20 protein-coding genes are annotated in these 24,436 nt (G+C 72.9%); 11 read left to right on the top strand and 9 right to left on the bottom strand.

Features of this window, described 5'->3' with window-relative positions; all coding sequences use genetic code 11:
- Positions 1-57: 57 nt before the first annotated feature.
- On the top strand, positions 58-993 hold the full coding sequence (locus DB32_RS27805) for an SDR family oxidoreductase (protein ID WP_053238980.1): 936 nt from the start codon (positions 58-60) through the stop codon (positions 991-993).
- A gap of 86 nt (positions 994-1,079) precedes the next feature.
- Here DB32_RS27805 and DB32_RS27800 read toward each other — a convergent pair whose 3' ends face one another.
- The 3 genes from DB32_RS27800 to DB32_RS27790 all read right to left on the bottom strand — a co-directional run bounded on the left by DB32_RS27800 (position 1,080) and on the right by DB32_RS27790 (position 3,729).
- Positions 1,080-2,084: a hypothetical protein gene (locus tag DB32_RS27800; protein ID WP_157069468.1), complete on the bottom strand. Its 1,005-nt coding sequence runs from the start codon at positions 2,082-2,084 to the stop codon at positions 1,080-1,082.
- 176 nt (positions 2,085-2,260) lie between these two features.
- Positions 2,261-3,181 carry a M23 family metallopeptidase gene (locus DB32_RS27795; protein WP_053235665.1) on the bottom strand — a complete coding sequence of 307 codons (921 nt, stop codon included), beginning with the start codon at positions 3,179-3,181 and terminating at the stop codon, positions 2,261-2,263.
- A 32-nt stretch (positions 3,182-3,213) separates the two neighbouring features.
- Positions 3,214-3,729 carry a tRNA (cytidine(34)-2'-O)-methyltransferase gene (locus tag DB32_RS27790; RefSeq protein ID WP_240481259.1) on the bottom strand — a complete coding sequence of 172 codons (516 nt, stop codon included), beginning with the start codon at positions 3,727-3,729 and terminating at the stop codon, positions 3,214-3,216.
- Positions 3,730-3,864: 135 nt separating this feature from the next.
- Here DB32_RS27790 and DB32_RS27785 point away from each other — a divergent pair, with 135 nt between their 5' ends.
- Positions 3,865-4,932, top strand: a complete 1,068-nt coding sequence (locus DB32_RS27785) for a hypothetical protein (RefSeq protein ID WP_053235663.1) — start codon at positions 3,865-3,867, stop codon at positions 4,930-4,932.
- An 18-nt stretch (positions 4,933-4,950) separates the two neighbouring features.
- Here the strand turns inward: DB32_RS27785 and DB32_RS27780 are convergent, their stop codons facing one another.
- On the bottom strand, positions 4,951-7,065 hold the full coding sequence (locus DB32_RS27780; protein ID WP_169791579.1) for a serine/threonine-protein kinase: 2,115 nt from the start codon (positions 7,063-7,065) through the stop codon (positions 4,951-4,953).
- Positions 7,066-7,227: 162 nt separating this feature from the next.
- Between DB32_RS27780 and DB32_RS27775 the strand changes: the two genes are divergently transcribed.
- Together DB32_RS27775 and DB32_RS27770 are read left to right on the top strand one after the other, a co-directional pair.
- Positions 7,228-7,482, top strand: a complete 255-nt coding sequence (locus DB32_RS27775; RefSeq protein ID WP_157069467.1) for a hypothetical protein — start codon at positions 7,228-7,230, stop codon at positions 7,480-7,482.
- A gap of 90 nt (positions 7,483-7,572) precedes the next feature.
- A complete protein-coding gene (locus DB32_RS27770; RefSeq protein WP_053235660.1) occupies positions 7,573-10,095 on the top strand; it encodes a sigma 54-interacting transcriptional regulator in 2,523 nt (840 codons plus the stop codon).
- 329 nt (positions 10,096-10,424) lie between these two features.
- Here DB32_RS27770 and DB32_RS27765 read toward each other — a convergent pair whose 3' ends face one another.
- Positions 10,425-12,449 (bottom strand): ABC-F family ATP-binding cassette domain-containing protein, encoded by a 2,025-nt coding sequence (locus DB32_RS27765; protein WP_053235659.1) that lies wholly within the window; start codon positions 12,447-12,449, stop codon positions 10,425-10,427.
- Between the two features lie 552 nt (positions 12,450-13,001).
- Between DB32_RS27765 and DB32_RS27760 the strand changes: the two genes are divergently transcribed.
- Entirely contained in the window at positions 13,002-14,285 is a 1,284-nt protein-coding gene (locus DB32_RS27760) for a hypothetical protein (RefSeq protein ID WP_157069466.1), read from the top strand.
- Here the strand turns inward: DB32_RS27760 and DB32_RS27755 are convergent.
- The 3 genes from DB32_RS27755 to DB32_RS27745 form a co-directional block, all read right to left on the bottom strand.
- Positions 14,275-15,120, bottom strand: a complete 846-nt coding sequence (locus tag DB32_RS27755; RefSeq protein ID WP_083457847.1) for a M48 family metallopeptidase — start codon at positions 15,118-15,120, stop codon at positions 14,275-14,277. The genes DB32_RS27760 and DB32_RS27755 overlap by 11 nt on opposite strands.
- A gap of 218 nt (positions 15,121-15,338) precedes the next feature.
- A complete protein-coding gene (locus DB32_RS27750; protein ID WP_053235657.1) occupies positions 15,339-16,652 on the bottom strand; it encodes a M16 family metallopeptidase in 1,314 nt (437 codons plus the stop codon).
- Positions 16,652-18,430 carry a peptidylprolyl isomerase gene (locus DB32_RS27745; RefSeq protein ID WP_053235656.1) on the bottom strand — a complete coding sequence of 593 codons (1,779 nt, stop codon included), beginning with the start codon at positions 18,428-18,430 and terminating at the stop codon, positions 16,652-16,654. Before DB32_RS27745 ends, DB32_RS27750 begins: the two co-directional genes overlap by 1 nt.
- Before the next feature lie 644 nt (positions 18,431-19,074).
- Here DB32_RS27745 and DB32_RS27740 point away from each other — a divergent pair.
- On the top strand, positions 19,075-20,109 hold the full coding sequence (locus tag DB32_RS27740) for a DNA adenine methylase (protein WP_053235655.1): 1,035 nt from the start codon (positions 19,075-19,077) through the stop codon (positions 20,107-20,109).
- On the opposite strand, the gene DB32_RS27735 is transcribed toward DB32_RS27740, so the two are convergent.
- Complete coding sequence (locus DB32_RS27735) at positions 20,110-20,583, bottom strand: hypothetical protein (RefSeq protein ID WP_157069465.1); 474 nt, start codon at positions 20,581-20,583, stop codon at positions 20,110-20,112.
- Between the two features lie 23 nt (positions 20,584-20,606).
- Between DB32_RS27735 and DB32_RS27730 the strand changes: the two genes are divergently transcribed.
- From DB32_RS27730 to DB32_RS48595, 5 genes are all read left to right on the top strand, one after another.
- Positions 20,607-21,815, top strand: a complete 1,209-nt coding sequence (locus tag DB32_RS27730; protein ID WP_157069464.1) for a M20/M25/M40 family metallo-hydrolase — start codon at positions 20,607-20,609, stop codon at positions 21,813-21,815.
- Between the two features lie 158 nt (positions 21,816-21,973).
- Positions 21,974-22,474: a DUF2914 domain-containing protein gene (locus DB32_RS27725; RefSeq protein WP_053235652.1), complete on the top strand. Its 501-nt coding sequence runs from the start codon at positions 21,974-21,976 to the stop codon at positions 22,472-22,474.
- 55 nt (positions 22,475-22,529) lie between these two features.
- A complete protein-coding gene (locus DB32_RS27720) occupies positions 22,530-23,366 on the top strand; it encodes a hypothetical protein (protein WP_053235651.1) in 837 nt (278 codons plus the stop codon).
- Positions 23,367-23,526: 160 nt separating this feature from the next.
- Entirely contained in the window at positions 23,527-23,970 is a 444-nt protein-coding gene (locus tag DB32_RS27715; RefSeq protein ID WP_053235650.1) for a response regulator transcription factor, read from the top strand.
- A gap of 79 nt (positions 23,971-24,049) precedes the next feature.
- Positions 24,050-24,433, top strand: coding sequence for a hypothetical protein (locus tag DB32_RS48595; protein WP_053235649.1), 384 nt, complete (start codon positions 24,050-24,052; stop codon positions 24,431-24,433).
- Positions 24,434-24,436: the final 3 nt, after the last annotated feature.

The raw sequence follows: 24,436 nt of genomic DNA, 5'->3' as shown, positions 1-24,436 counted from the left end.
CGTCCCGTCGCCGAGCCGATCGATCCGCTCGCGAACGTCACGTCGCCGGGGATCCAGATCCCGGCGCTCGACGAGGGCGAGGGCGCGGTGCTGATCACCGGCATCTGCGGTCGCCTCGGGCGCTTGGTCGCGCGGCAGATGCACCGCGTCGGGCCGGTGGTCGGGATCGATCGCCGGCCGTTCCACGGCAAGCCGAAGGACATCGTCCACCACCAGTTCGATCTGCGCCGCAAGAAGACGCGCGACGTCTTCCGCGCGGGCGGCATCAAGGCGGTGGTGCACCTCGGCGTCATGCACGACCCGCGTGCGAGCCGGAAGGAGCACTACTCCTGGAACGTCGTCGCGTTCCAGAAGCTGCTCGAGTACATGACGCAGTACGGCGTGCCGAAGCTCGTGCTGCTCTCGAGCGCGAACGTGTACGGCCCGAGCCCGGACAACCCGCAGTTCCTCACCGAGGAAGCGCCGCTGCTCGGCGCGCAGCACTTCAGCGAGATCCGCGACCTCGTCGAGGTCGACATGCTCGCGCAGAGCTTCTTCTGGAAGCACCCCGAGATCGAAACGGTGATCCTGCGCCCGTGCCACATCCTCGGCACGGTCCACAACGCGCCGAGCAACTACCTGCGGCTCGATCGCCCGTGGTCGATGCTCGGGTTCGATCCGATGGTGCAGGTCATCCACGAGCGCGACGTCGCGTACGCGCTGCAGCTCGCGCTGCGCCCCGGCGTGCGCGGCATCTTCAACCTGAAGGGCCCGGGCGAGGTCCCGCTCTCGCGCATCATGCGCATCCTCGGCAAGACGCCGATGCGCATCCCGATGACGGTCGCGAAGCCGCTGCTCGAGCGCATGTGGGACCTGCGCATGACGAGCTTCCCGGTGCCCGAGCTCGATCACATCCGCTACGTGTGCATGGTCGACGACTCGCGCGCCCGCGACATCCTCGGCTTCCGCCCGCACTTCTCGCTCGAAGACACGGTGCGCGCGGTCGAAGCCTGACGACCGGAGCCGGGGCGACGGAACGCGCGAAGGCCGCGCCCTCTCGGGTCGCGGCCTTCGGCGCGCTCACTCCTCGGTCGTGGTGATCAGCTGCGGTTGCGGCAGACGCCGTTGAGGCAGTCGCGGCCGTCGTCGCAGTCGCTCTCGCGGCGGCACTCGGGCGTCATCGTCTCGCTCGTCGCGAAGCAGTAGTAGACGCCACCCTCGGGACGGCAGAGCGGGAGCTGCGCGTCGATGCTCAGGCACTGCGAGTCCTGCATCGTCGGGCAGGGCGTGCGGCAGACGCCCGCGACGCACTTGCGGCCGGTCATGCAGTCCGAGTCCTCGTCGCAGAAGGGCTCGGGCTCCCAGTCGGGACGGCAGAACGAGTCCTCGGGGGCGCAGTAGCTGCCCGCGCCGCAGGTGCGGGCGGCGCTGGTGCAGTCGGGCAGGCAGCGGTTGTCGACGCAGTGCTCGCCGAGGCCGCGGCACTGCGACGTCGTGGTGCACTCGTCGGCGGGACGGCAGAAGCCGCCCTGGCACGAGTCACCCGCCGCGCAGCCCGCGTCGCTCGTGCAGACGCCGGTGCACTCGTTGTTCAGGCAGACGTTGCCCGGCGCGCAGTCGCGGTCGCGGCCGCAGGTGTCGTCGATCGGGCGGCAGTAGCCCTCGATGCACACCTCGCTCGACGCGCAGTCGGCGTTCGCGCGGCACGCGCCGTCGGGGCGGGGCGCGCAGGTCCCGCGCGGGTCGCACCAGAGGCCGTCGGCGCAGTCGTCGTCGTTCTCGCAGGTGTCCGACGGCGTGCACTCGCCGCCTTCGCACACCTCGCCCGCGGGGCAGTCGCCATCGGCGCGGCAGGTCGAGGGGCCGCTCGGCACGCAGGTGCGCGAGGCGCTGCAGACGAAGCCGTCCTCGCAGTCACCGTCGTCGTCGCACTCGCCGGTGGGCACGCACTCGCCGTCGATGCTGCAGAGCTCGCCCGTCGGGCAGTCGCGATCGCGCGAGCACTCGCGGTCGGGGCCGTCGCCGCCGTCGTCCGTCCAGATCGGGCAGCCAGGCAGGAAGGCGAAGAGCGGAAGAGCGAGGAGCACTCCACGCAGCATTCTCATCGGGACGACTCCTTTGGAGCGGATGCGGCGCAACGGTGTGCGATGATCATGCCACGACGCGCTCTCGTGGATCCCAGCGTTTCCGGCTGGATCGGCGCGCGGCGTCGTAAACGGAGGTTCACGACGGAGCGCGCGCCGTCGTGAAGTCGTGTTTTCGATCCCGAGGCTGGAGCCGCTCAACCCGGCTCCTCGTCGGGGGGCTCGGGCGCGTCGGCGGCGGGCTCGTCCTCGGCGGTCTCGGGGCGCGCCGGGCGACCGACGAAGCGGCGCAGCGGGTCGCGCGGACGTCCCTCGAGGCGCCACTCGAAGTGCAGGTGCGGGCCGTGCGCGAGGCCGGTCGCGCCGACCGCGGCGATGATCTGTCCGCGGCCCACGAGCTCGCCGGCGGCGACGTAGGTCGCGCTGCAGTGGGCGTAGAGGCTGACGCTCCCGTCGCGGTGCACGAGGACGACGACGTTGCCGTAGCCGCTCATCCGGTTGTCGCTGTAGACGACGAGGCCGTCGTTCACCGCGACGATCGGCGTGCCGGGATCGGCGCCGATGTCGACGCCCTCGTGGCGGCGCCGGCCGCGCGCGCGGCGCATGCGACCGTCGCGACCGCGGCGCAGGCGCTGGTGGATCCCGAAGCCGCGCCAGAGCCGTCCGCCCTGCACGGGCCAGAGCAGATCCTCGTGCGCCGCGCCGGCCGGCACCGCGGCGATCCACTCGGGCAGCGGCGCGCCCGCGACGGCGTGGTGCGCGACGCGCGGCTGATCGAGGCCGAGCGCCTGCTGTCGCGCGAGCGCCTCCGCCGACGGGCGCGGCACGCGGCGCGGTCCCTCGCAGACGCGGCGGCCGCGGCTGCGGTGGCAGTTGCGCCCGCCGGTGCTCTCGGCCCAGTCGATCGGCCCGACCCCGGCGGGCAACGTCTCGTCGCGTGTCTCCGGCGATGGCTCGGCGCTCACCGCCGCGTCGCTCGTCACGCCCGCGTCGGGGTCGATCGGCGCTGCGTCGGGCTCGATCGGCGCCGCGTCGGCGACGTCCTGGGCGGATCCGATCGACGTCGCGAGCGCGAGCAGCGACGCGAGGATCGGAAGGCCACGGACGGGAGCGCGCACCGCTCCGAGGCTCGCAGCGCGTCGAGGCGAGGTCAATCACCGAGGAAGGTGCGGTCCAGCGCGCCGCTCCGGCGCAGCGCTTCGTAGAGGACGATCGACACCGCGTTCGAGAGGTTCAGCGAGCGCACCGCGCCGAGCGTCGGGATGCCCCACGTCGTGTCCGCGTGCTGCTCGAGGAGCCACGCGGGCAGTCCCACCGACTCGCGCCCGAAGACGAGCGCATCGCCGGGCGCGAGATCGGCATCGAGGTAGCTGCGCGTCGCGTTCGCCGAGAAGAGATGCAGCCGCACGTCGGGCTGCGCCGCGCGGAACGCGCTCCACGACGCGTGCACCGAGACGTCGACGAGGTGCCAGTAGTCGAGCCCGGCGCGCCGGATCGAGTGCTCGTCGAGACGGAAGCCGAGCGGCTCGATCAGGTGCAGCGGCGACTGGGTCGCGGCGCACGTACGCGCGATGGAGCCGGTGTTCGGCGGGATCTCGGGCTCGAGGAGCACCACCCGGAAGGGATTGGCGAGCGGCGTCGCGCGTAGCTTCTTCGACTGACTCACTGACCCTTCCGTGCGTTTTGCCGCGTTCGGCCAGACGTTTCGGCCGGAGCATCCTTGATCGGCGAAGAATCGCAAAGGTAGGATGCTCTCCGCCCCGCTTTTTCCTCGCCTTCGCGCGGGTTTCGAGGTGTCCAGATGACCGCGCCCTTCTCGGCTCGTCTCGTCGCGCTCGCGTTCGTCGTCGTCGCGATTCCAGCCTGCGCCACGGGCGGTGGTGAATTCGACGGAGGCGGCACCGTCCGTCCCGACACCGGTCCCGTCGACGCGCAGCAAGTGCCGACCGACGCCGCCGGCGGCTGCGCGATGACCTGCGACAGCGGGACCGTCTGTCGCGAAGGCGCGTGCGTGCCGACCTGCGACGTCGACACGCCGTGCGCGGCCGGTCGCATGTGCTGCGACGGCGCGTGCATCGAGGTCGGGAGCTCCTACGCGAACTGCGGCGCGTGCGGCAACCAGTGCGGCGCGACCACCGATCGCTGCACGACCGGCACGTGTCGCTGCGGCGGCATCCAGGCGTGTCCCGTCGGCGCGCTGTGCTGCGGCGGCGCGTGCGCCGATCCCCAGACCAACGGGATGCACTGCGGCGCGTGCGGCAACGCGTGCGGCGAGGGCCAGGCGTGCGTGGCCGGCACGTGCACCACGCCGACGTGCGAGCCCGCGTGCGCGAGCGGCGAGACCTGCACCGTCGACGGCACCTGCGTGTGCGGCGGGACCGGCGGACCGTGCCCGGCGGGCAGCACCTGCTGCGGCGGCGCGTGCGTCGACTCGACGAGCGATCGCAACAACTGCGGCGGGTGCGGGATCGCGTGCACCGCGAGCCAGCAGTGCATGGGCGGCTCGTGCATGGAGACGCCGTGCGTCCCGGCGTGCGGCGCGGGCGAGACGTGCTCGGGCGGGACGTGTCGTTGCGGCGGGGGTGCGGCGTGCACCACCGGCACCGCGTGCTGCGGCGGCAGCTGCGTGCGGCTCGACACGATCGCGAACTGCGGGCTCTGCGGCCGTGCGTGCACCGGCGGGACGCAGCAGTGCTGCGACGGGAACTGCGTCGACACCCAGACCAGCGTCGATCACTGCGGCGGGTGCGGCCAGACCTGCGACGAGCTCTTGAACGTCGGTGATCGCTGCATCGGCGGGGCGTGCTCCTGCGGCGGCGGCCCGAGCTGCCCTGTCAGCTGTCTGTTCGGTGGCTGCTTCCCGCCGTGATCCGGCGGCGCGGCGGGCTCAGCCCAGCCAGCTGATGTCGATCAGCGTCTGAGGGTCCTCGAGGGCCCTCGCGCCGAGCAGGTTCACCTCGACGTCTTCGGCGCCGAAGCGCTCGAGGCTGCGCTCGAGGAAGCCCAGTACCAGCACGCTCGTGGTCAGCGACGACTCCGACTGCTCGAGCAGCTCGAGCCGTCCGTAGCCCTTGCCGAGCCGGCGCACCTGCAGCTCGAGGCCCTGCGTGAGGCCCTGCATCACCTGCGGCATCTCGGCGATCAGCAGCTCGGGCGGCGGCTGCGGCGGGCGCACCTTGCGCATCACCTCGAACGCGCCCTCCGCCGCGGCACGACCGCACTCGAGCACCATGTGCAGGTCGTCCTGCCCCAGGCGCGCGTCGATCTCCTCGACCAGCGCGCGCAGCGTGTCGTAGTCGACCCACGTGTCGGGCTGGATCCCCTCGTCGAACGGGCCGCGCACGTGCGCGGGCATCGCGTCGAGCAGGTCCTTCAGCGCGCGCTCGCCGAACTTGCGCGCGACGAAGCGCAGCACCGAGACCACGAGCCGTCCCTGCACCTTCGGGCCCGGCGTCGAGGGCGGCGCGTCGGTCTCCGCATCGGGCACGCGCTTCACGCGCGAGAGCGGGATCGCGCTCTCGTTGCTCTCCTCGGGCAGCGGCGGCGCGGGCGGGAGCGCGAACGCGTAGGGCGAGAACTCGGGCGGCGGTGCGGGCTCGGTCAGCGGGCGCAGCGCGCCGCTGCCGGGCGGCGGCATCGTCGACTTGTGGATCGAGCCGCCGTCCCTCGCGGCGAGCCCGGGCGTCGAGCTCTGATGGAGCTGCGGCGGCGCGAGCGGTGCCGCGACGGGCGTCGTCCGGATCGTCGCGTCGGCGTTCACGCCGGGCGGGCGCGACGCGGCCTCGCGGCGCTGCGTCGAGCGATGCTCTTCCTCGGGATCGGGCTGCGGCGCCTCGACGTCGATCGGGATCTCGACGCTGTCGCGACGGCGATCCGGGCGCGGCGTCGCGGTCTTCTCGACCGCGGGCTTGTTGCGCAGCGCGAGCAGCGCCTGCACGTCGTCGCGCGGCAGCTCGATCGAAGGGCGCGTGCCGCGCTTCTTCGTCTCGCGCGCCTTGATGCGCATCATCTCGAACGTGAACGAGTCGCTCGGCGCGTCCTCTTCGATGTTGATCGTGCGACCGCCGAACGGGACGAGCGCCGCCGCGAGCTCCTCCGCGCTCGCCCAGCGATCCTCGCGCACCTTCGACAGCGCGCGCGCGATCACGCGCTCGAGCCCCTCGCTCACGTCGGGGCGCATCGTGCGGATCGACGGCGCCGGCTCGTTGCGCACCTTGCGCGCGAGCTCCGCGAACGTCGGCGCGTCGAACGGGCGCTGCCCCGCGAGCATCTCGAACAGCACCACGCCGACCGAGTAGACGTCGGTGCGCGGGTCGCGTCGATCGTCGCCGCGCAGTCGCTCGGGCGCCGCGTACGCGGGCGTGCCCACCAGCGTGCGCTCGGGCGTGAGCGTCTTGCTCTCCTCGCTCTGCCCGCTGCCGCCGAAGAGCGCGGCGAAGCCGAAGTCGCAGACCTTCACGAAGTTGCGGTCGCCGAAGCGCGCCACGAGCATCAGGTTCGCGGGCTTCAGATCGCGATGCAGGATCCCGCGGTCGTGCGCCGCCGCGAGCCCCGCGAGCGTGTGCGTCGCGATCGCGCACGCGCGCTTGATGTCGATCGCGCCCTCGGTCGCGATGAGCTGCGAGAGCGAGCGCCCGCGCAGGTACTCCATGACCATGTACGGGCGCTTGTCCTCGAGGCCGAAGTCGAGGATGTCGATGATGTTCGGGTGCCCGATCGCCGCGGCGGCGCGCGCCTCGCGCTGGAAGCGCTCCACCGACGACGGGTTCCGCGCGACGTTCGGGTGCAGCAGCTTGATCGCGACGAAGCGCCGCAGGACCTGATCGGCCGCCTTGTAGACCGCGCCCATGCCGCCGTCGCCGAGCAGCCGCACGAGGTGATAGCGACCCGCGATGGTGGTGCCGACGAGGCCCGGATCGCCGCCGATCGGGAGCCCGGTCGCAGGGCATCGCGCGAGCGATCCAGGGTGCCGAGCGCCGCAGTGCGGACAGGCGCGTGCCACGACGCCGAGCATAGCGGAGGGCGAGCCTCCGTGGTGATGTGTTTGCTGTTCGAGGACGGACCGCCGCGAGCTCTGTTTCTGCTCGGGATGCGCTGTTCTCCGAGGCCACGCGCGAGCGAGATTTCGCGCACGGCAGCGTTCCTGCTAACCTCCGCCTCTCCGATGAGAGCCCTGCGTTCGGCCCTGGTGTGTGCCGCGGTCGCGGTCGGGATCGCCCCCGGGTGTGTCCCCTCGACCTCGCGCCAGGGCGTCGGCGGCTACTGTCATCGCGACGATCAGTGCCTCGAGGGGCTGCGCTGCATCGAGCGTGTGTGCCGCGAGGGGGCGCGACCGCAGCCCGACGGTGGGCCGGTCGACGCGTGGTGGCCGCCCGACCCGCCCGACACGGGGTTCGTCCCCGAGCCCGACGGCGGCTGAGCACGGAGCGAGCGAGGCCATGCGAGGAAGCGGCGAGCAGTCTTCGCCGCTCGGTTCGCGACGCGGTGACGGTCGGACCGGGAGGCACGGGTGAGCCAGGGGCGGATGCTCCCGTTGGTCGGGCCCGCGCTCGTCCTCTATCTCGTCGTCGAGCTCATCTCGTCGGGCGTCCCGCTCGACGCCGCGGCGTGGGTGCTCGTCTCGTTCGCGCTCGCGATCACGGTGCTGCCCTTCGTGCTCGCGAGGCAGGAGGAGCCGGAGGGCGTGCGGCGTCTGTCGTGGGTCGCCATGTGCGTCGCGGTCGGGCTCGTCGCCACCGCGATGCCGGGGCTGCTCTCGCCGCCGCTCGAGCTCGCGGCCGCGCTCGCGTGGCCGTGGGTCGGCTCGCTGGTGATCGATCTCGCGCTCGACACGCCGGATCGCCCGCCCGGCCTCGCGCGGGCACGCGTGATCGGAGCGCTCGCGCACGCGGCGGCGCTCGCGGCCGCGTGCGTGTCGATGCTCGCGGTGCTGCCCGAGATCGAGCTCTTCGGAGACGTGCTGCTCGTGCCGGCATCGGCCTCGGTGCTCGCGCCGATCATGGTCGTCGTGCAGCTCGTCACCGCGCTCGCGGTGCGGCTCGCGCGCCGTCGCCTCGGGAGCACGCCCGAGGCCCTCGCGTCGAACGGCGGCGCGCTCCTCGGGATCGCGTGTGGTGCCGCGACGGGCGCGGCGGCGCTGATCGCGGTGGCGATCGGCGCGTACGACGCGGGCGCGTCGGTGGTGCGCGGGCTCGTGTGCACCGGCGCCGTCGCGATCCTCGCGGGGCACCTCGCGATGCTCGACGCGCGCCGTCCGATCCACGCGGCGCGCGCGTCGCGTCGGGTCGTCTCGGCCGCGCTCACCGCGAGCGCGCTCGGCGCCGTGCTCGCGTGGCTCTCCGATCGCCTGCCGAGCGATCGTGTCGCGCTCGGCGTGCTCTCGGCGGCGTTCGTCGCGACGGCCGCGCTCGTGTACCGACTGATCGCGGCGTTCGTGGAGACGCTCTTCGCGCCCGACGGTGGTCGTCTGCTGCGCGCGATCGCGGAAGGAGAGCGCGCGAGCGCAGGCACCCGCACGCTCGAGGAGCTCGCGTCCGCGGTGCTCGCGCCGCTGCGTCGCGCCGCGCGCACGCGCGATGCGCGCCCCGTGATCCAGACGCTCGAGCCCGCGAAGCAGGCGAGCGTCGACGCCGCGGGGATGCCGAAGGTCGAGGCGCGCGCGATGTCGCCCGCGCTCCTCGAGCGGCTGATGGATCGCCCCGGCGAGATCATCGTGCTCGCGCCGCTGCGCGCGATGGTCGTGCGCCGTCCCGATCTGCGCGCGCTCGTCGACGCGCTCGAGCAGCTCGAGGCGCTCTGCGTCGTGCCGATCGCGGCGGCGGGCGAGCTCGAGGGCGCGCTCGTCGTGCCCCGCGGGCGTCGTCGCGCGCCGGTCACGCTCGAGGAGATCGCCGCGCTCGAGGCGCTCGCGATGCGCCTCACCGGACCGCTCGCGATGCACCAGGCCGAGGCGCGCGCGCAGGACCGCGCGGCGCGCGCGATGGCGCAGAGCGAGCGGCTCGAGGAGCGCATCGACGCGCTCGAGGACGAGCTCACGCGCCTGCGCGCCGACACCCGCACGCTGAAGGCCGGGCGCGCGTCGGATCGCCTCGCCGCGCCGGCGATCGCGTACAGCCCCGCGATGCGCGCGCTCGTCGCGCGCATCGGCGAGGTCGCGGTGGTGGACGCGCCGGTGCAGATCGTCGGCGAGGTGGGCAGCCCGATCGATCAGATCGCGCACCTCGTCCACGCCGCGAGCCCGATGCGCGACGGGCCCTTCGTGATCGCCGACTGCGCCGCGATCCGGCCGGAGCGCACGGCCGCGGCGCTGTTCGGCGACGAGGGCGAGGCCGGCTCGCACCCCGGATGGCTGCGCCTCGCGACGGGCGGGACGCTGCTGCTGATCGACGTGCCCGCGCTCTCGCTCGAGACCCAGGCTGCGCTCGGCGAGGCGATCGCGACGCGCAGCGCGCGCGCGGAGGGCGGCGCGTCGGCGTACCCGGTCGACGTGCGGCTCGTCGCGCACAGCCGGCTCGAGGTGAACGCGCTCGCGCGCGTGAGCGCGTTCGACGCCGAGCTCGCGCGGCGCCTCGAGCCGCTGCGCCTCGACGTGCCGCCGCTGCGCGAGCGGCGCGAGGATCTGCCGTCGCTCGTGCTGCTCGCGCTCGATCGAGCGTGCCGCGCGCTCGGTCGCGAGGTGCTCGGCATCGAGGAGAGCGCGATGAGCGTGCTCCTCGCCTACGAGTGGCCGGGGAACCTGCGCGAGCTGCAGTCGGTGATCGATCGCGCGGTGGCGCGCGGGAGCGCGCCGCGCGTGGTGGAGAGCGATCTGCCGGCGCTGCCCCAGCCGAAGGTCGACGTGGTCGCGAGCGATCCGCTCGACGGCACGTGGACCGAGATCGAGCTGCGCGCGCTGCGCGCGGCGCTCGATCGTGCGGGCGGCAACAAGAGCGAGGCCGCGCGGCTGCTCGGGCTCAAGAGGACGACGTTCCTCGACAAGATGCGGCGCGCGGGGATCGAGGATCCCGGCGAAGGCCGCAGCGCGGCGGAGTAACCGCGAGCAGTGGAACAGCCGTGCACGTGACACGTGACACGTGCACGTGGACGATTCACGACGTGGTCCCACGCGTCGCGAGCCGGCGCGCTCCGCGTCCGAGCGAGCGCCACGCCAGATCACGGCGTCGTTCGCGGAGCGCGGCGCTCGTGTCCTCGAGACGCTGCGTCGTGACTCGGACACGTGCCACTTCGTGCACGGCCGTTCTCCCGGCGCGCGGCAGTCCGAGACGCGGCGTCGTTCGCGGAGCGCGGCGCTCGTGTCCTCGAGGCGCCGCGTCGTGACTCGTACACGTGCACGTGCCACGTGCTCGTGCACGGCCGTTCTGCTCAGCTCGCGCCGAGCTCCTTCTCCGCCGCCTCGAGCTCTTCCTGAGCGTGCTCCCAGCGCCCGGTGAGCTCTTCGATCTTCTCCGCGTCCGTCTGCATCGCCGTCAGCATCGCGAAGCGCTCGGCGTCGGGCATCGCGACCGCCGGGTCGCACAGCTTCTGGTTGCGCTCGGCCTGCTTCGTCTCGAGCTCCGCGATGCGCGCGAGGATCTCGTCGACCTTCTTCTTGAGCGGCGCGATCTTCTTGCTGCGCTGCTCGCGCAGACGCGCTTCCTCGCGCTTGCGCGCCTTGTCGTCCTCGCGGTTGCGCGGCACTTCCGGCACCTGCACCACGACCGGCGCGCTCTGCTTCACCGGCGCGCTCTTCGCGACCGGCTCGGGCGCCTGCTCGCCGCTGATGCGCGCGCGCGACAGCGCCATGTAGTCGTCGAGATTGCCCGGATACTCGAGCACCTGACCGCCCTCGACCAGCCAGATCTTGTTCGCGAGCCGCCGCACCAGCGCGCGGTTGTGGCTCACGAAGAGCATCGTGCCGTCGTAGCTCTCGAGCGACTCGATCAGGCTCTCGCACGACGCGAGATCGAGGTGGTTCGTCGGCTCGTCGAGCAGCAGGAAGTTGCCCGGCTTCACCATCAGCCGCGCCAGCGCCACGCGCGCGCGCTCACCGCCGCTGAGCACCTGGATCGGCTTGTCGACGTCGTCGCCGCTGAACAGGAACGCGCCGAGCACGCTGCGCACGCGCGTCTGCCCGAGCTCCTTGTTCACGCCGGAGACCTCGTCGTAGACCGTGCTGCGCGGGTGCAGCGTCTCCGCGTGATGCTGCGCGTAGTAGCCGGGCTGCACGTTGTGCCCGAGCTCGATCGTCCCGCGATCCGGCGCGAGCTCGCCCGCGATCATCTTGAGCAGCGTCGTCTTGCCTGCGCCGTTCGGGCCCACGATGCCGATGCGATCACCGCGGTACACCGTGAGGTTCACGTCGGGCAGCACGACGTGATCGCCGTACGCCTTGCGCAGGCCCGCGATCTTCACGACGTCCTGCCCCGCGCGACCGACCGGCGGGAACGTGAAGCTCATCGCGCGGCGCTTCCGGTACGTCTCGACGCTCTCCATCTTGTCGAGCGCCTTGATGCGGCTCTGCACCGCCTTCGCCTTGTTCGCCTGGGCGCGGAAGCGGTTGATGAACTGCTCGGTTTTCTCGCGCTCGCGCTCGATGTTCTTCGCCTTGTTCTCGAGGATCGTCTCCTCTTCGGCGCGGAGCTCGAGGTACTTCTCGTAGTTGCCCGGGTACTGCCGCACGCCCTCGACCTCGAAGGTCACGATGCGGCGCGCCTGCTCGTTCAGGAACTCGCGGTCGTGCGAGATGAGGACGAACGCGCGCGAGTACTTCTGGAGGAACTCGCTGAACCACGCGACCGAGGGCATGTCGAGGTGGTTCGTCGGCTCGTCGAGCAGCATCACGTCGGGCTGCTGGAAGAGCAGCGCCGCGAGCACCGCGCGCATCTTCCATCCGCCGCTGAACTCGCCGACGTCGCGCTGCAGATCCTTCTGCTCGAAGCCGAGGCCCGCGAGGATCTTGATCGCCTCGTGCTCGCTGAAGAGCGCGTCGAAGCGCGCGATGCGCTCGTGCAGATCGGCGAGGCGCGCGGCGGCGTCGAGCAGCACCTCGTCGTCGCCTTCTCGCTGATCGGCGAGCGCCTTCTCGTAGTCCTTCTCGGCGGCGGCGAGCTCGCCCTCGATCTCGTTGCGACCGGGCACGCTCGAGCGGACGAACTCGAGCAGGCGCTTGCCGCCCTCGACGACGATGTCCTGCGGGAGCCAGCCGACGCGCACGCCGCGCGAGCGGCGCAGCGAGCCGCTGTCGAGCTGCTGCTCGCCCGAGAGCACGCGCAGGAGCGTGCTCTTGCCGGACCCGTTCGGACCGATGAGCCCGATGCGATCGCCCTCGGCGACGCGCAGCGAGAGGTCTTCGAAGATCGATCGCGCACCGAACGAGACGGTCGCGGACTCCAGGACGACGAGAGACACGGCGGGGCGGGATATAGCTCGTGAGGACCCCCGAGGCGCGACGTCGTGCTCGGACTGCCCGTTCGTCGAGGTCCGAACCACGGCGGAACGCCGGTCGCCGGTGGCGCGGATGGTCCGAACCACGGTGGACCGCCGCGCGCCGGGGGTCGGCGGCCATCGAACCACGCCGGACCACCGCTCGCCGGTGGTCGTCGGTGGTTCCGACCACGGGGGACCACCTCGCGCCGGTGGTCGGCGGTGGTTCGAACCACGACGGACCACCTCGCGCCGGTGGTCGGCGGTGGTTCGAACCACGACGGACCACCTCTCGCCGGTGGTCGCCCGTGGTCCGAACCACGACGGACCACCTCTCGCCGGTGGTCGCCCGTGGTCCGAACGACGACGGACCACCTCTCGCCGGTGGTCGCCCGTGGTCCGAACCACGCCGGACGGCCCCGCTGCGGTGGCCGGCGGTGGCTCGGGCACCGCTTCGCGCCCCGCCGGGCCGCAGTGGGTCGGACCACCGCGTCGCGGACGTTCGACACCGCACGCGGACCAGGCATCCTCCGGTCGGTGACCGAGACCGTCGATTCGCTCGACACGGCGCTCCGCACGACGACGACGCTGGGGCTCCTCGTCGCGTCGACGGTCGCGCTCGCGAGCCGAACCGTGGGCGAATTCGCGGTCGTCGGTGGGCTCGCGCTGGTCCTCGGCGGGGTCGCGGCGCTCGTCGTCTTCCTGCGCGCGCGTGCGGTGCTCGACGACACGGCGCTGCACACGTACGTGGGCTGGCGCGTCCGCAGCATTCCGTGGAGCGAGGTCACGTCGGTGACCGTCGAGGGGCGCCGCGTCGTCGTCACGAGCCGCGGCGCGCGCACCGGGCTCGATCCGCGGCGGTTCGCCCATCCCGACGCGATGCTGCGGTTCGTTCGCGACCGGGTGGGGCTCGACGCCTGGACGCTCGACGAGCGCACGATGCTCGCGCTCGCGCTCGGCCCGCCCGCGAGGCCCGCGCCGTTGCCGAGCCGGACGCGCGGCGACGCGCCGGCGGGGTACCGCGAGCCACCACGCGCGTCCGGGCCCGTCGCGGTCGCGACGCTCTTCCCGCTTCCGCGGTTCGGCCGCGCGGACGTGTCGGCCGTCGACGTCGCGCTGGGCGGCGCCGTGCTCGCGGCCGCGGGCGTCGCGCTCTCGCTGCCCGAGCCGTGGCGCTCCGGGGTCTTCGTCGCGACGATCGGCGCCGTCGCCGCGTTGGCGTACCGAGTGCGGGCACGCTTCGTCGTGAAGCGCGAGATGCAGCGAGCCCGCGCGCTGCGCAACGCCGCGTTCGTCGGCGGGCTCGTCCGCATCGCGCACGGCGCGTGGACCTCGCTCGACGGAACGCGGCGGCGGCGGCACCACGCCGTCGACCTCGTCGACCCGTGGGGAGGCTCGCACCAGCACTACGAGCGCATCGATCCGACGACCGGCGAGACGCTCGAGTCGTACCTCGCGACCAGCGCCGGCGTGTTCGAGGGCGACGCGCGGCCTCGCACGCGCGAGGTGGGCGTGCTTCCGCAGCCGATCGACTCGAAGCGTCACTTCGACGGGTTCCCGCCGGAGCTCGCGCGGTGGATCGACCGGGAGGCGATCCCACGAGGCGCGGCGAAGGTCCTGGTGATCGACACCTACGCCGACGCGGTGTTCGTGCACCGGTTCTCGGCGTCGCGCGACTGCGTGGGCGACACGATGCACGCCGATCGCGACGCCGCGATGCGCCAGCTCGCGAGCGAGTACCCGGGCGTGCACATCGAGTGGAAGCCGGTCGACCCAGCGGCGGGCCGCTGGGCGTTCTGGTCGGTCGCGCTCAGCTCGTGAGCAGCTTGCCGATGTTCGCGCGCTCCCAGGCGAGCGCGCGCTCGTACTCGGGGTAGGCGCGCTCGCGGCGGCGGAACTCGGGCGTGTGGAAGATCGTGCGGCCGTCTTCTTCGCGCGCCGGCTCCACGTGGTGGAGCATCTCGTGGAAGACGATGTACTCGACGAAGAACGCGGGGACCCACGGCTGATCGAGCACGGGGTGCACGCGGATGAGGCGCTCGTCGTGGGTGTACGTGCCGAGGCGGATGCTGCGCTTGCGGCGACGGCCGCGCGCGGCGGCGCCGTGGCGGCCCCAGGTGATCGTCACGCCCGCGAGCGCGCCCGGGAAGTACGTCGACTCGATGCGCGCGTAGATCGCGAGGAGGTCGTGGTGCTCGCCGAGCGGGCGCAGCACGCGGGGAGGGCGCGGCGCGACGAAGCGATCGCGCTTCGCCTCGATGAACTCGCCGAGCCGTCGCGACGCGCGGCGATCACCGGTCTTCACGTAGCGGCCGAGCGCCTCGACGATCGCGCCGTCGGCCTCGACGAACATGCGGTGCAGGCGGAGGCGGAGCGCCATGCCGCTGCGCGCGCTCGAGATCATCGTGCGGCGGTTGCTCGTGAGCTCGACCTCGACGCGCACGCCGAGCATCGAGTTCATCACCTTCTCGATGTGGGCGCGGGCGGACTCTTCGGGATCGCTCGGCGGCGCCACGACGATCGGCGTTGGCGCGATCACCGCGGCAGGCGGCGGCACGCTGCCGCCGGGCGCGGCGTCGAACGAGAGCGAGAGCTGGCGCGCCGCCGTGCTGCCGGGTGCGCGCTGCAGCGGCCCGGGCCGCGCCCCGGAGGACACGACCCCGAGGGGCTCAGGATGCTGCACGCCGCGCATCGAGAGCCCAATCCTGATCTCCTCGGATCCAATGTCAATCTTTTCGTGCGGAACGACCGAGCACGCGCAGGTGGCACGTGGACGAGCACGAGGGACGCGCACGTGCACGAGCACGGTCGTCCCGACGAGGCGGGCGCGATCGAGACGGGTGCACGTGCACCTGCTCGTGCTCGGCGGCTCGATCAGCGGAACGTCTGCACGATCCGCTTGGTCTCGCGCTCCACCGATTCCGGGAGCACACCGACCGCGACGACCTGCATGTGGTCCGGACGGATCGTCCGCTGCGCCGCCGCCGCGAGATCGTCGAGCGTGACCGCCTCGATGCGCTCGGCGATGCGCTCGAGCGACTCACCGAGCTCGAAGACGCGATCCATCACGAGCCACTCGGCGATGCCCTCGGCGTCGTCGAGCACCGCGGTGAGGTCGAAGAGCGCGCGCTTCTTCGCCTTCGCGAGCTCGCGCGGCTCGATCGCGCGATCACGCAGGCCGACGAGCAGATCGAGCACCGTCGTCACGAGCGACGCGGTCTTGTTGTGCTCGATCGCCGCGCCGACGACGACGAGCCCGGTGTCCTCGTAGGGATCGAACGAGCCGAACGTCTCGTACGCGAGGCCCGTGTCCTCGACGACCGTGCGGAAGAGGCGCGTGCTCATCCCGTCGTCGAGCACGCGCGTGAGCAGGTCCGTCGCGTAGCGCAGCGGCTCCGAGACACGGCGCAGCGGATCCTTCTCGCCGACGCTCGGGAGCGCGACGCGCACGTCGGTCTGGCTCCCCGTGCTGTCGACGTAGGTGAAGCGCGGGCCCCGCGTCGGCTTGGTGAACGGCGAGGGCTCCTGGCGCTCGCCGCTCGCGAGGGTGCCGAAGCAGCGCTCGCAGGTGCGCACGATCTCGTCGGGATCGACCGCGCCCGCCGCGACCACGACCGCGTTGCGCGCGACGTAGTGCCGCGCGTGCCACGCGCGCAGATCGCTCTCGCCGAACTTCGAGAGGCTCGTCTCGGTGCCCGCGATCTTCGCGCCGAGCGGGTGCACGCCGAAGACCGCGCGGTGCGCGATGTCGTCGGGGTCCACGTCGCGACCGTCCTCGTCGACGCCCTCGAGGATCTCCTCGCGCACGATGCGCTTCTCGAGCTCGAGGTTGCGCAGGCTCGGGGTGCCGAAGATCTCCGCGAGGATCGCGAGGCCCTCGATCGCGTGCTCGGGCGGGACCGTGAGCTCGTACGTCGTGAAGTCGGCGCGCGTGGCCGCGTGCAGCGTGCCGCCGAGCTCCTCGACCGCGAGGTTGAACTCGTGGGCCGTCGGGTGCTCGGCGGTGCCGCGGAAGAGCATGTGCTCGAGGAAGTGCGAGATCCCCGCGTTGGCGGTGGTCTCGTGCCTCGAGCCGACCCGCACCCCGACCATCAGCGTCGCGGTGTGCAGGTGCGGGAGCGGCGCGACGACGATCGGGAGGCCGTTCGTCAGCGTGCGCGTGCGGACGTCCAGTCCCGCTCGCTTCATCACGCCGCGACGCCGATGCCGCGACGGGGAGGCAGCGCGGTGGACTCCTCTTCCTCGGGCTCGGCCTCGGGCTCGTCGCCGCCCGCGGGCGCCTCTTCCTGCTCCTCTTCTTCCGGCGCCTCGTCGCCGTAGAGCAGGACGTCCTCGTTCACGCGCAGCTCGCCGTCGGCGCGCGCGCGATCGCGCAGGCCGTGCACGTACGCGCGGAGGACCTCGGTCTGCTTCGCCTCGAGCAGCTGCTGGCGGATGCTCGCCTGGACCTCGGGCGTGAAGTTCTCTTCGGTCGCCTCGGTGCGCTGCTTGAGCTGGAAGACGTACCAGTCGTCGCCCACCTGGATCGGCTCGCCGGGCAGCGGCTCGTCCATCGTGCGCTCGAACGCGGCGCGCGTGAGCTCGCCCGCGCCGGTGCCGCTCACGGGGGTGTCGGTGCGGCCGAAGAGGCGCGACTCGCGGACCTGCGGCGCGAACGAGTCGCGCTCCGGCGCCTCGGGCGCGGCGCCGTCGGGGCCGGCCGCGGGCGCGTCCTGCCAGTTCCACTGCAGGCGCGTGTCGAGCTCCTGCATCGAGTTGCCTTCGCGGAGGTACGCGAGCGCGCGATCGGCCTGCTCGCGGGCCAGCTCTCCGGCCCTCGAGCGCGCGTAGAGCGTCTCGGCGAGCTCGCGCTTCGCCTCGTCCTCGGGCACGTCGCCCTCGCGGCGCCCCTCGACCTTGATCACGTGGTAGCCGAAGTTCGTCTCGACGACGTGATCGGTGATCGAGCCCGGCTCGGTCGCGAACTGCGCCTCGTCGAACGGCGCGACCATGCGGCCCCGCGCGTTCCAGCCGAGGTCACCGCCGCGACGCGCGCTGCCGGTGTCCTCGCTGTTCGCGGTCGCGAGCGCGGCGAAGTCCTCGCCCGCCTGGGCGCGGCGCAGGAGCTCCTCGGCGCGTGTGCGCGCGGCCGTGCGATCCGCCTCGGGCGCGTCGGACGTCGCCTTGATGAGGATGTGCCGCGCGCGGCGCTGCTCCTCGAGGCCGGTGTAGCGGTGGCGCTGGCGCTGGTACTCGGCGTCGACCTCTTCGGTGTGCTCCGCCATCCACGCGCGGATCGCCTCGTCGCCGCTCTCGACGCGGTCGCGGTAGTAGACCGGGCTGAAGCGCACGTAGTCGATCTGCGCGCGGTCGGTCTCGCGCTGGTACTGCTCGCGCACTTCCTGCGCGCTGACGGTCACGGTCGCGAGCACGGCGTCGCGCGTCTGCTGCGCGAGGCGCTCGCGGACCTGCCAGCGCTCGAACTCCTCCACGCTGCGGCGGAGGTAGTTCTGGATGAAGCGCCGCATGTTCTTGCTCGAGAACCGGCCGTCGCGGTCGTCGAAGCTCTGCGGGATCTCCGGCCCGGGGTAGCCCGCGGGCGCGTCGACCGGCGGCGTCGAGAGGATGACGCCCGTCTCCGCGACCTCGCGCATCACGTCGTGCGAGTCCGCGGTGAAGCCCATCCGCTCCGCCTCGTGCGCGAGCAGCTCGCGCTCGACCAGGCCGTCCATCGTCAGCTCGCGGAGCCGCAGCGTGCGGGCGCGATCGACGTCGAAGCGCTGGAACCCGACGAGCTGGTACGCGGCGCGGAAATCACCCTCGGTGATCGTCGTCCCGTAGACGCGCGCGGCGAACGCTCCCTGGTTGTTGAGCGAGCAGCCCTGCGAATTCGGGCCGCCGAACGTGAGGATGAAGGTCGCGCTCAACAGTCCGACGAGGATCGAGAGGATGACCGTCTGGAAGCGCTTCTGGATGACTTCGAGCATGGAGGCCGGTGCACGCCGATCCCGGGGCGAGACGCGAACGTGCTCCGTCCGCGGCGCCCGGATGAAAGGGGACCGGACTGTAGAAGAGGGCCTCTCCGCGCGCAATCGCCGCGAAACGCCGAGTTTCGGCGGGTGCGAGGGCGGGTCGCGATCAGGGGTTTCGCCGCGAGGGACGCTCGTGCTACTTGGAGGCTCCGGCTCGCGGATCGCGCGGGCTCGGACATCGGATTCCGGTGCGCGCAGGGCTTGGGGGGGCGCGCTCTACCGAGGGCGGTGAGGCCGGGGGGGCTCGCCGCCCTCTTTCTTTTCCCGGGGGCTGTGCGCCCCCGTACCCCGAGCTGCGCGCGGGGCCCCAGCCCGCTTGCGATCTCGCGCGGCGGTCGGCTCGTCGGGGACGGTGCGCGGGGTGCGCCCCCGGACCCCGAGCTGCGCGCGGGGCCCCAGCCCGCTTGCGATCTCGCGCGGCGGTCGGCTCGTCGGGGACGGTGCGCGGGGTGCGCCCCCGTACCCCGAGCTGCGCCGCGTGCGATCTCGCGCGTGGCCGACTCGGGACGGCGCCGTTCGAACGTGGTCGTGGTCGTGGTCGTGGTCGGCAGCGCGCGCCGGATCGACGCGCGAAGCCCCCGGGCTAGGCTGCGCGCCGCGTGATCAAGTACCTCGGGAGCAAGCGCGTCCTGCTCGACGGGATCCTCGAGGCGGTGCGCGCGACGGGCCCAGCGGAGACGGTGCTCGATCTCTTCTCGGGCACGTCGCGCGTCGGGCACGCGCTGAAGCGCGCCGGACATCGGGTGATCGCCAACGATCACAACGCGTACGCGAGCGTGCTCGCGCGCTGCTACGTGCAGGCCGATCGCGAGGACGTGGAGCACGACGCGCGACGCCTGATCGCCGAGCTCTCGGCGCTGCCCGGGCGCGCCGGGTGGTTCACCGAGACGTACTGCGAGCGGGCGCGCTACTTCCAGCCGAAGAACGGCGCGCGCATCGAGGCCATCCGCGAGGAGATCGCGCGGAAGTCGCTGCCGCCCGAGCTCGAGGCGGTGCTGATCGTGTCGCTGATGGAAGCGGCCGATCGCGTCGACTCGACGACCGGCGTGCAGATGGCGTTCCTCAAGTCGTGGGCAGCGCGCGCCCACAACGATCTCGAGCTGCGCTTGCCCGAGGTGCTGCCGCGCGCGCCCGCGGGGAAGGGCGAGGCGCACGCGCTCGACGCGCTCGAGGCCGCGGCGACGCTCGAGGCCGACGTCGCGTACGTCGACCCGCCGTACAACCAGCACTCGTACCTCGGCAACTACCACGTGTGGGAGACGCTGGTGCGCTGGGATCGCCCCGACGTGTACGGCATCGCGTGCAAGCGCGTCGACGTGCGCGAGCGCCCCAGCGCGTTCAACCGCAAGCGCGAGGCGAGCGTCGCGCTCGCGGCGCTCTTCGCGCGACTGCGGGCACGCGCGCTCGTGGTGTCGTTCAGCGACGAGGGGTACGTCGATCGCGACGCGATGATCGCGATGCTGCGCGAGCGCGGCGAGGTCGTCGTCATCGAGCGCGACCACAAGCGCTACGTCGGAGCGCAGATCGGGATCTACAACCCGCGCGGCCAGAAGGTCGGCGAGGTCTCGCACCTGCGCAACACCGAGTACCTCTTCGTCGTCACCGAGCGCCCGCTCGCGCTCGCGGCGGAGTGATCACTGCAGCACCGCACAGTCGAGCGTGACGGTCACGCGGCTCGCGTCGGTGCGTGATCCGAGCGCGAGCACGCCGGCGCGCGCGCCCCACGACGCGCCCGCGATCTGGCAGAAGCCCGTCGTGCTCACCACCGCGTCGCCGTGCGTGCACTCGAGCGTGCGCACCTCGGACCAGTTGGTCTCGTTGAGCTGCGCGCGGTTCGGCGCGGAGTAGGTGCACTGCCAGCCGCTCATCGGCACCTCGATCGAGCCGGGCTCCGCGGTGGCCGTCGTCCGGCGGGCGGGTTGATCTCCGTGCGCCGACACGAACACGGTCCACTGCACCGTCGCGTCGGCGGGGACCGGGCGCTCGCGGCGCTCGCCGCGTGGCCTGCGCTGCGCCGGCGCTGCGCTCGGCGCGAGCGCGACGACGGCGACGATCACGAGGAAGAGCGTGCGCACGAGCGCGGGAGACGGGCGTAGCGAGGGCGACATTCAACGCGTGATATAGCGGAGGGGTGCCGACCCTGGAACGAGAGGCGCGCGTGCGCGCCGCGGTGCGCGATGCGTTCGAGCGCGCGCAGGTCCCGCTCCTCGCACGGCTCGTCGAGCAGTCGAGCTGCACGCGCGAGCCCGAGGACGTCGAGCTCGCGGCGCGCATCTACGACGACGCGGCGAGCGCGCTCGGGCTGACGATCACACGGCATCCCGACCCGACGGAACGCTACGCGGCGCATCGCGTGTACACGACGCCGGCGACGCTCGACGCGGATCGCGCGCTCGCGCTGGTCGGCCACGTCGACACGGTGTTCCCGCGCGCGATGGGCTTCTCGGGGTTCGTGCGCGAGGGCGACGTCGCGCGGGGGCCCGGCGTGCTCGACATGAAGTCGGGGCTCACCGCGATGCTCTTCGCGATCGGCGCGGTGCGCGACGCGGACCCCGATGCGTTCGCGCGTCTGCGCGTGCGCGCGATCTGCGTGAGCGACGAAGAAGTGGGTTCGCCTTCGTCGCGCGCGCTCTTCGCCGCGCTCGCGCCGCGCACCACGGCCGCGCTGGTGTTCGAGGCGGGGCGCCGCGAGGACCGCATCGTCACACGACGCCGCGGCGGCGGGCTCTGGACGATCGTCGCGCATGGTCGCGCGTCCCACGCGGGCGCCGCGCACGCCGCGGGCATCAACGCGATCCACGCGATGTCGCTGATCGTGCCGCGGCTCGAGGCGATCACCGATCACGCGCGCGGGCTCACCGTGAACGTCGGGCTCTTCGCCGGCGGCAGCGCGAAGAACACGGTGCCCGAGCGCGCGGAGATCGGCATCGACGCGCGCTTCGAGAGCGCGCGCGACGCGGCCGAGCTCGAGGCGCGGCTCGCGGCGATCGTCGCGGCGCCGTTCGAAGGGCTCCGCGACGTCCCGGAGAAGCTCTCGCAGGTGCGCTTCGAGCTCGGCGGCGGCGTGACGCGACCTCCGATGGAGGCGAGCGCGGCGAGCCAGGCGCTGCGCCTCCGCTACGAGGCGTGCGCCGCGCGATGCGGGCTCCGGGTGGGCGAAGCGCCGCTCCAGGGCGGCGGCTCCGACGCGAACCTGCTCTCGGCGGCGGGCGTTCCGAGCATCGACGGGCTCGGCCCGTGGGGCGAGCACTTCCACGAGACGAGCGAGTGGAGCAGCCTCGAGAGCCTCGCGCGCCGCACCGAGGCGCTCGCGCTCTTCCTGCTGCACGAGAGCGCGTAGTCACGGTCGCGTGTCTCGACGCCCACGCGCGCGCGACGCGAAAGGTGGCATTCTCGCCGAGCTCGCGGGTGGTGCACCGGTTGCCAGGGGGGCAGCGGGCACGGCTCGCACGGACGGCCGATCACGAAGTGCGGCGTCGGCCCAGGAGGCACGCCATCATGCTCAGAGCTCGAAACCTTCGTCGTCGTGGGATCGCGTCGCTGCTCGTCGCGTCGGCGCTGCTCGTGGCCGCGCCAGTCTCCGCCGATCCGCCCGGGGACGACGTCGCGCGCGAGGCGCGCGCCGCGCAGACGACCGCCGAGGAGAGCGAGGCCGTCGACGGCCTGCGCATCACCGAGATCACCCTCGCGCGCAACATCGAGGCGGGGCAGGTCGTCGATCCGACCACGACGTTCGCGGCCGCCGACGGGCGCGTGATGGTGCTGATCCGCGTCGAGAACACGACGGGCGCGGAGACCGACATCCGCGTGACGTTCGAGCGCGCGGATCGCGAGGTCGCGGCCGGGGGCTCGGGCGGCGTCTCGCTGCACATCCCGGCGCGCCCGCGGTACCGCACCCAGGCCCGCACGGGCACGCGCGCGCCCGGTCGTTATCGCGTCGTCGTGCGCACCGCCGCGGGCAACGTGCTCGGCACCGCGGAGTACGAAGTCACGGCGTGACGCATCGCCCACGGCGCGCGCGAGCCCTTCGCGCGCGCCGTGGTAGCTTCGCGCGATGGTGCGGGCCCGCCTCGGAGTCCTCGTCGTCCTCGCCGTGATCGCCGCGCTCGCGCTCGGCGCGTGCGTGCGACGCGGCGGCAGCGCGACGGTCGGTCGACGCCAGCAGAGGCAGCTCGTGCAACAGGCCTCGCGCGAGCTCGGCTGCGATCAGCAGGCGCTCGTGCTCACGGCCCTGAACGAGCGCGTCTACCAGGTGCACGGCTGCGGGCAGCTCCGCGACTACGCGTGGGCGCTCGGGCGTCGCGGCGGTTGGTCGCCGCTCCAGCCAGTGGTCCTGCGCGCCGCGGCCGAGCTGGGATGCCCCGCGGCGCAGCTGCACGTCGACGCGCCCGCGGCCACGGTGCGCAACGCGAGCGGTTGCGGCCGGAGCGCGCGCTACGACCTCGTGTGTGGCGGCATCGAGTGCGCGTGGATGATGACCGCGCAGGGCGCCGGGTGGGGCGCGCCCGTCGCCGCCGTGGCGCCCGCTGCGCAGCCGAGCCCCGACGCCGTCCCGCCTCCGCCGGGCGCACCGGTGGAGCCGACCGCCACGACCGCGACCGTGACGACCACGAGCATCGACGACGGGCTCGTCATCCCCGAGCCCCCCGCGGGCGGCTCGCCCGAGGAGATGCTGCGGGCCGCGCTCGATGCGCGGCGTGCCGACATCCATCGCTGTGCAGGTGTCGGCGTGATCCCCGTCCGCGCGTCGTGGGCCGCGGATGGCACCGTCTCGCTCGCGCTCGAGGCACCGCTCGCCGGCAGCGCAGCCGAGTCGTGCGTGCGCGCCGCGGTCGTGACGCCGCGCGTCCCCGCCGGCACGGCGGGCGAGATCGTGCACCCCGTCCTCTGACCGAGATCGAGCGTCCTCGCGCCTCACCGCGCGCAGCCCTTCGTGACGCACGCGCCGCACTTCGGACGCCACGATCGCGGGATCTCGCACGTGACACTCTTCTGGCCTGTCGTCTGCACACGCACCCGCAGGGGCTCGTGAGGGCCCGGAGGAGGGTGTCATGGCAGTCTCGCGTCCAGTCGAGCTCGAGGATCTCCCTGCGTGGCGCGCCCACGTCCTCGTCGCGACCGCTGACGCAGCCGAGCGCGCGTCGATCGCCGACGCGCTCCGCAAAGATGGTCACCTCGTCAGCGTGGTCGAGGACGGAGTGGAGCTCCTCGAGCACCTCGACGGGGCCGATCCGACGTCGCGCGCGCAGCTCGTCCTCGCCGACGTCGAGCTCGACGGATTCACCGGGCTCGAGGTGCTCGGCATGACGGACGGCACGCCGGGGCGTCCCCCGATCGTGCTGCTCTCGTCGCGCGTCGATCTGCCGATGCGCGGGGCTGCTCGCCAGTTCGGCGCGGCCGCGCTCGTGCCGAAGCCGTTCGACATCGACGAGCTGCGCCTGCTCGTGGGATCGATGCTGCGTCCGCACTATCGGTCGCCGGCCTGCGCGGCCTGATCGCGGTCGCGCACCCTCGGTCGCCCATCGCGCGACTTGCCGTTGTGAACGACGGTGAGCGCGTCGATGTCCGCTCCGCATGGGGTTGCGCGTGGTGGTGGTTGCGAAGGCGGGGGCCCTCCGCGATCGCGTGTGCGATGCGCTGCGGGCACGCGGCGTCGAGACCTGTGGGGATCTCGACGCCGCGATGGCGAGCGGGCCGATCGATGCCGTGATCGCGGAGCTCGATCCGAGCCCACGCAAGAGCGGGCTCGGCATCCTGCTCGCGGCGAGCGAGCGCGCGCCACGCGCGCGGCGTGTGCTCCTCGTCGAGGGGCGCGCGTCGATCGCGGACGCGGCGTTCGCGTCGGGCGTCGCGGATCGCGTGCTCTTGGGGTACGTGCCGCCGCGGATCGAAGCGATCGCGGAGTGGCTGACGAGCACCTGCGAGCACGGACCGCGTCGCGTCTCGGCGCTCTCGTGATCG

This window comes from Sandaracinus amylolyticus, from assembly GCF_000737325.1.
Taxonomy (GTDB): domain Bacteria; phylum Myxococcota_A; class Polyangia; order Polyangiales; family Sandaracinaceae; genus Sandaracinus; species Sandaracinus amylolyticus.
The sequence above is the reverse complement of the archived record's forward strand: the minus strand, read 5'-3'. Positions and strand labels throughout refer to the sequence as shown.

What these genes read in the sequence shown, in the direction of transcription:
- DB32_RS27750 (WP_053235657.1), bottom strand. Translation starts at nt 16,652, where the DNA reads ATGAAGCGAGCGGGACTGGACGTCCGCACGCGCACGCTGACGAACGGC.
- DB32_RS27715 (WP_053235650.1), top strand. Translation starts at nt 23,527, where the DNA reads ATGGCAGTCTCGCGTCCAGTCGAGCTCGAGGATCTCCCTGCGTGGCGC.
- DB32_RS27745 (WP_053235656.1), bottom strand. Translation starts at nt 18,430, where the DNA reads ATGCTCGAAGTCATCCAGAAGCGCTTCCAGACGGTCATCCTCTCGATC.
- DB32_RS48595 (WP_053235649.1), top strand. Translation starts at nt 24,050, where the DNA reads ATGGGGTTGCGCGTGGTGGTGGTTGCGAAGGCGGGGGCCCTCCGCGAT.
- DB32_RS27800 (WP_157069468.1), bottom strand. Translation starts at nt 2,084, where the DNA reads ATGAGAATGCTGCGTGGAGTGCTCCTCGCTCTTCCGCTCTTCGCCTTC.
- DB32_RS27720 (WP_053235651.1), top strand. Translation starts at nt 22,530, where the DNA reads ATGGTGCGGGCCCGCCTCGGAGTCCTCGTCGTCCTCGCCGTGATCGCC.
- DB32_RS27725 (WP_053235652.1), top strand. Translation starts at nt 21,974, where the DNA reads ATGCTCAGAGCTCGAAACCTTCGTCGTCGTGGGATCGCGTCGCTGCTC.
- DB32_RS27735 (WP_157069465.1), bottom strand. Translation starts at nt 20,583, where the DNA reads ATGTCGCCCTCGCTACGCCCGTCTCCCGCGCTCGTGCGCACGCTCTTC.
- DB32_RS27785 (WP_053235663.1), top strand. Translation starts at nt 3,865, where the DNA reads ATGACCGCGCCCTTCTCGGCTCGTCTCGTCGCGCTCGCGTTCGTCGTC.
- DB32_RS27775 (WP_157069467.1), top strand. Translation starts at nt 7,228, where the DNA reads ATGAGAGCCCTGCGTTCGGCCCTGGTGTGTGCCGCGGTCGCGGTCGGG.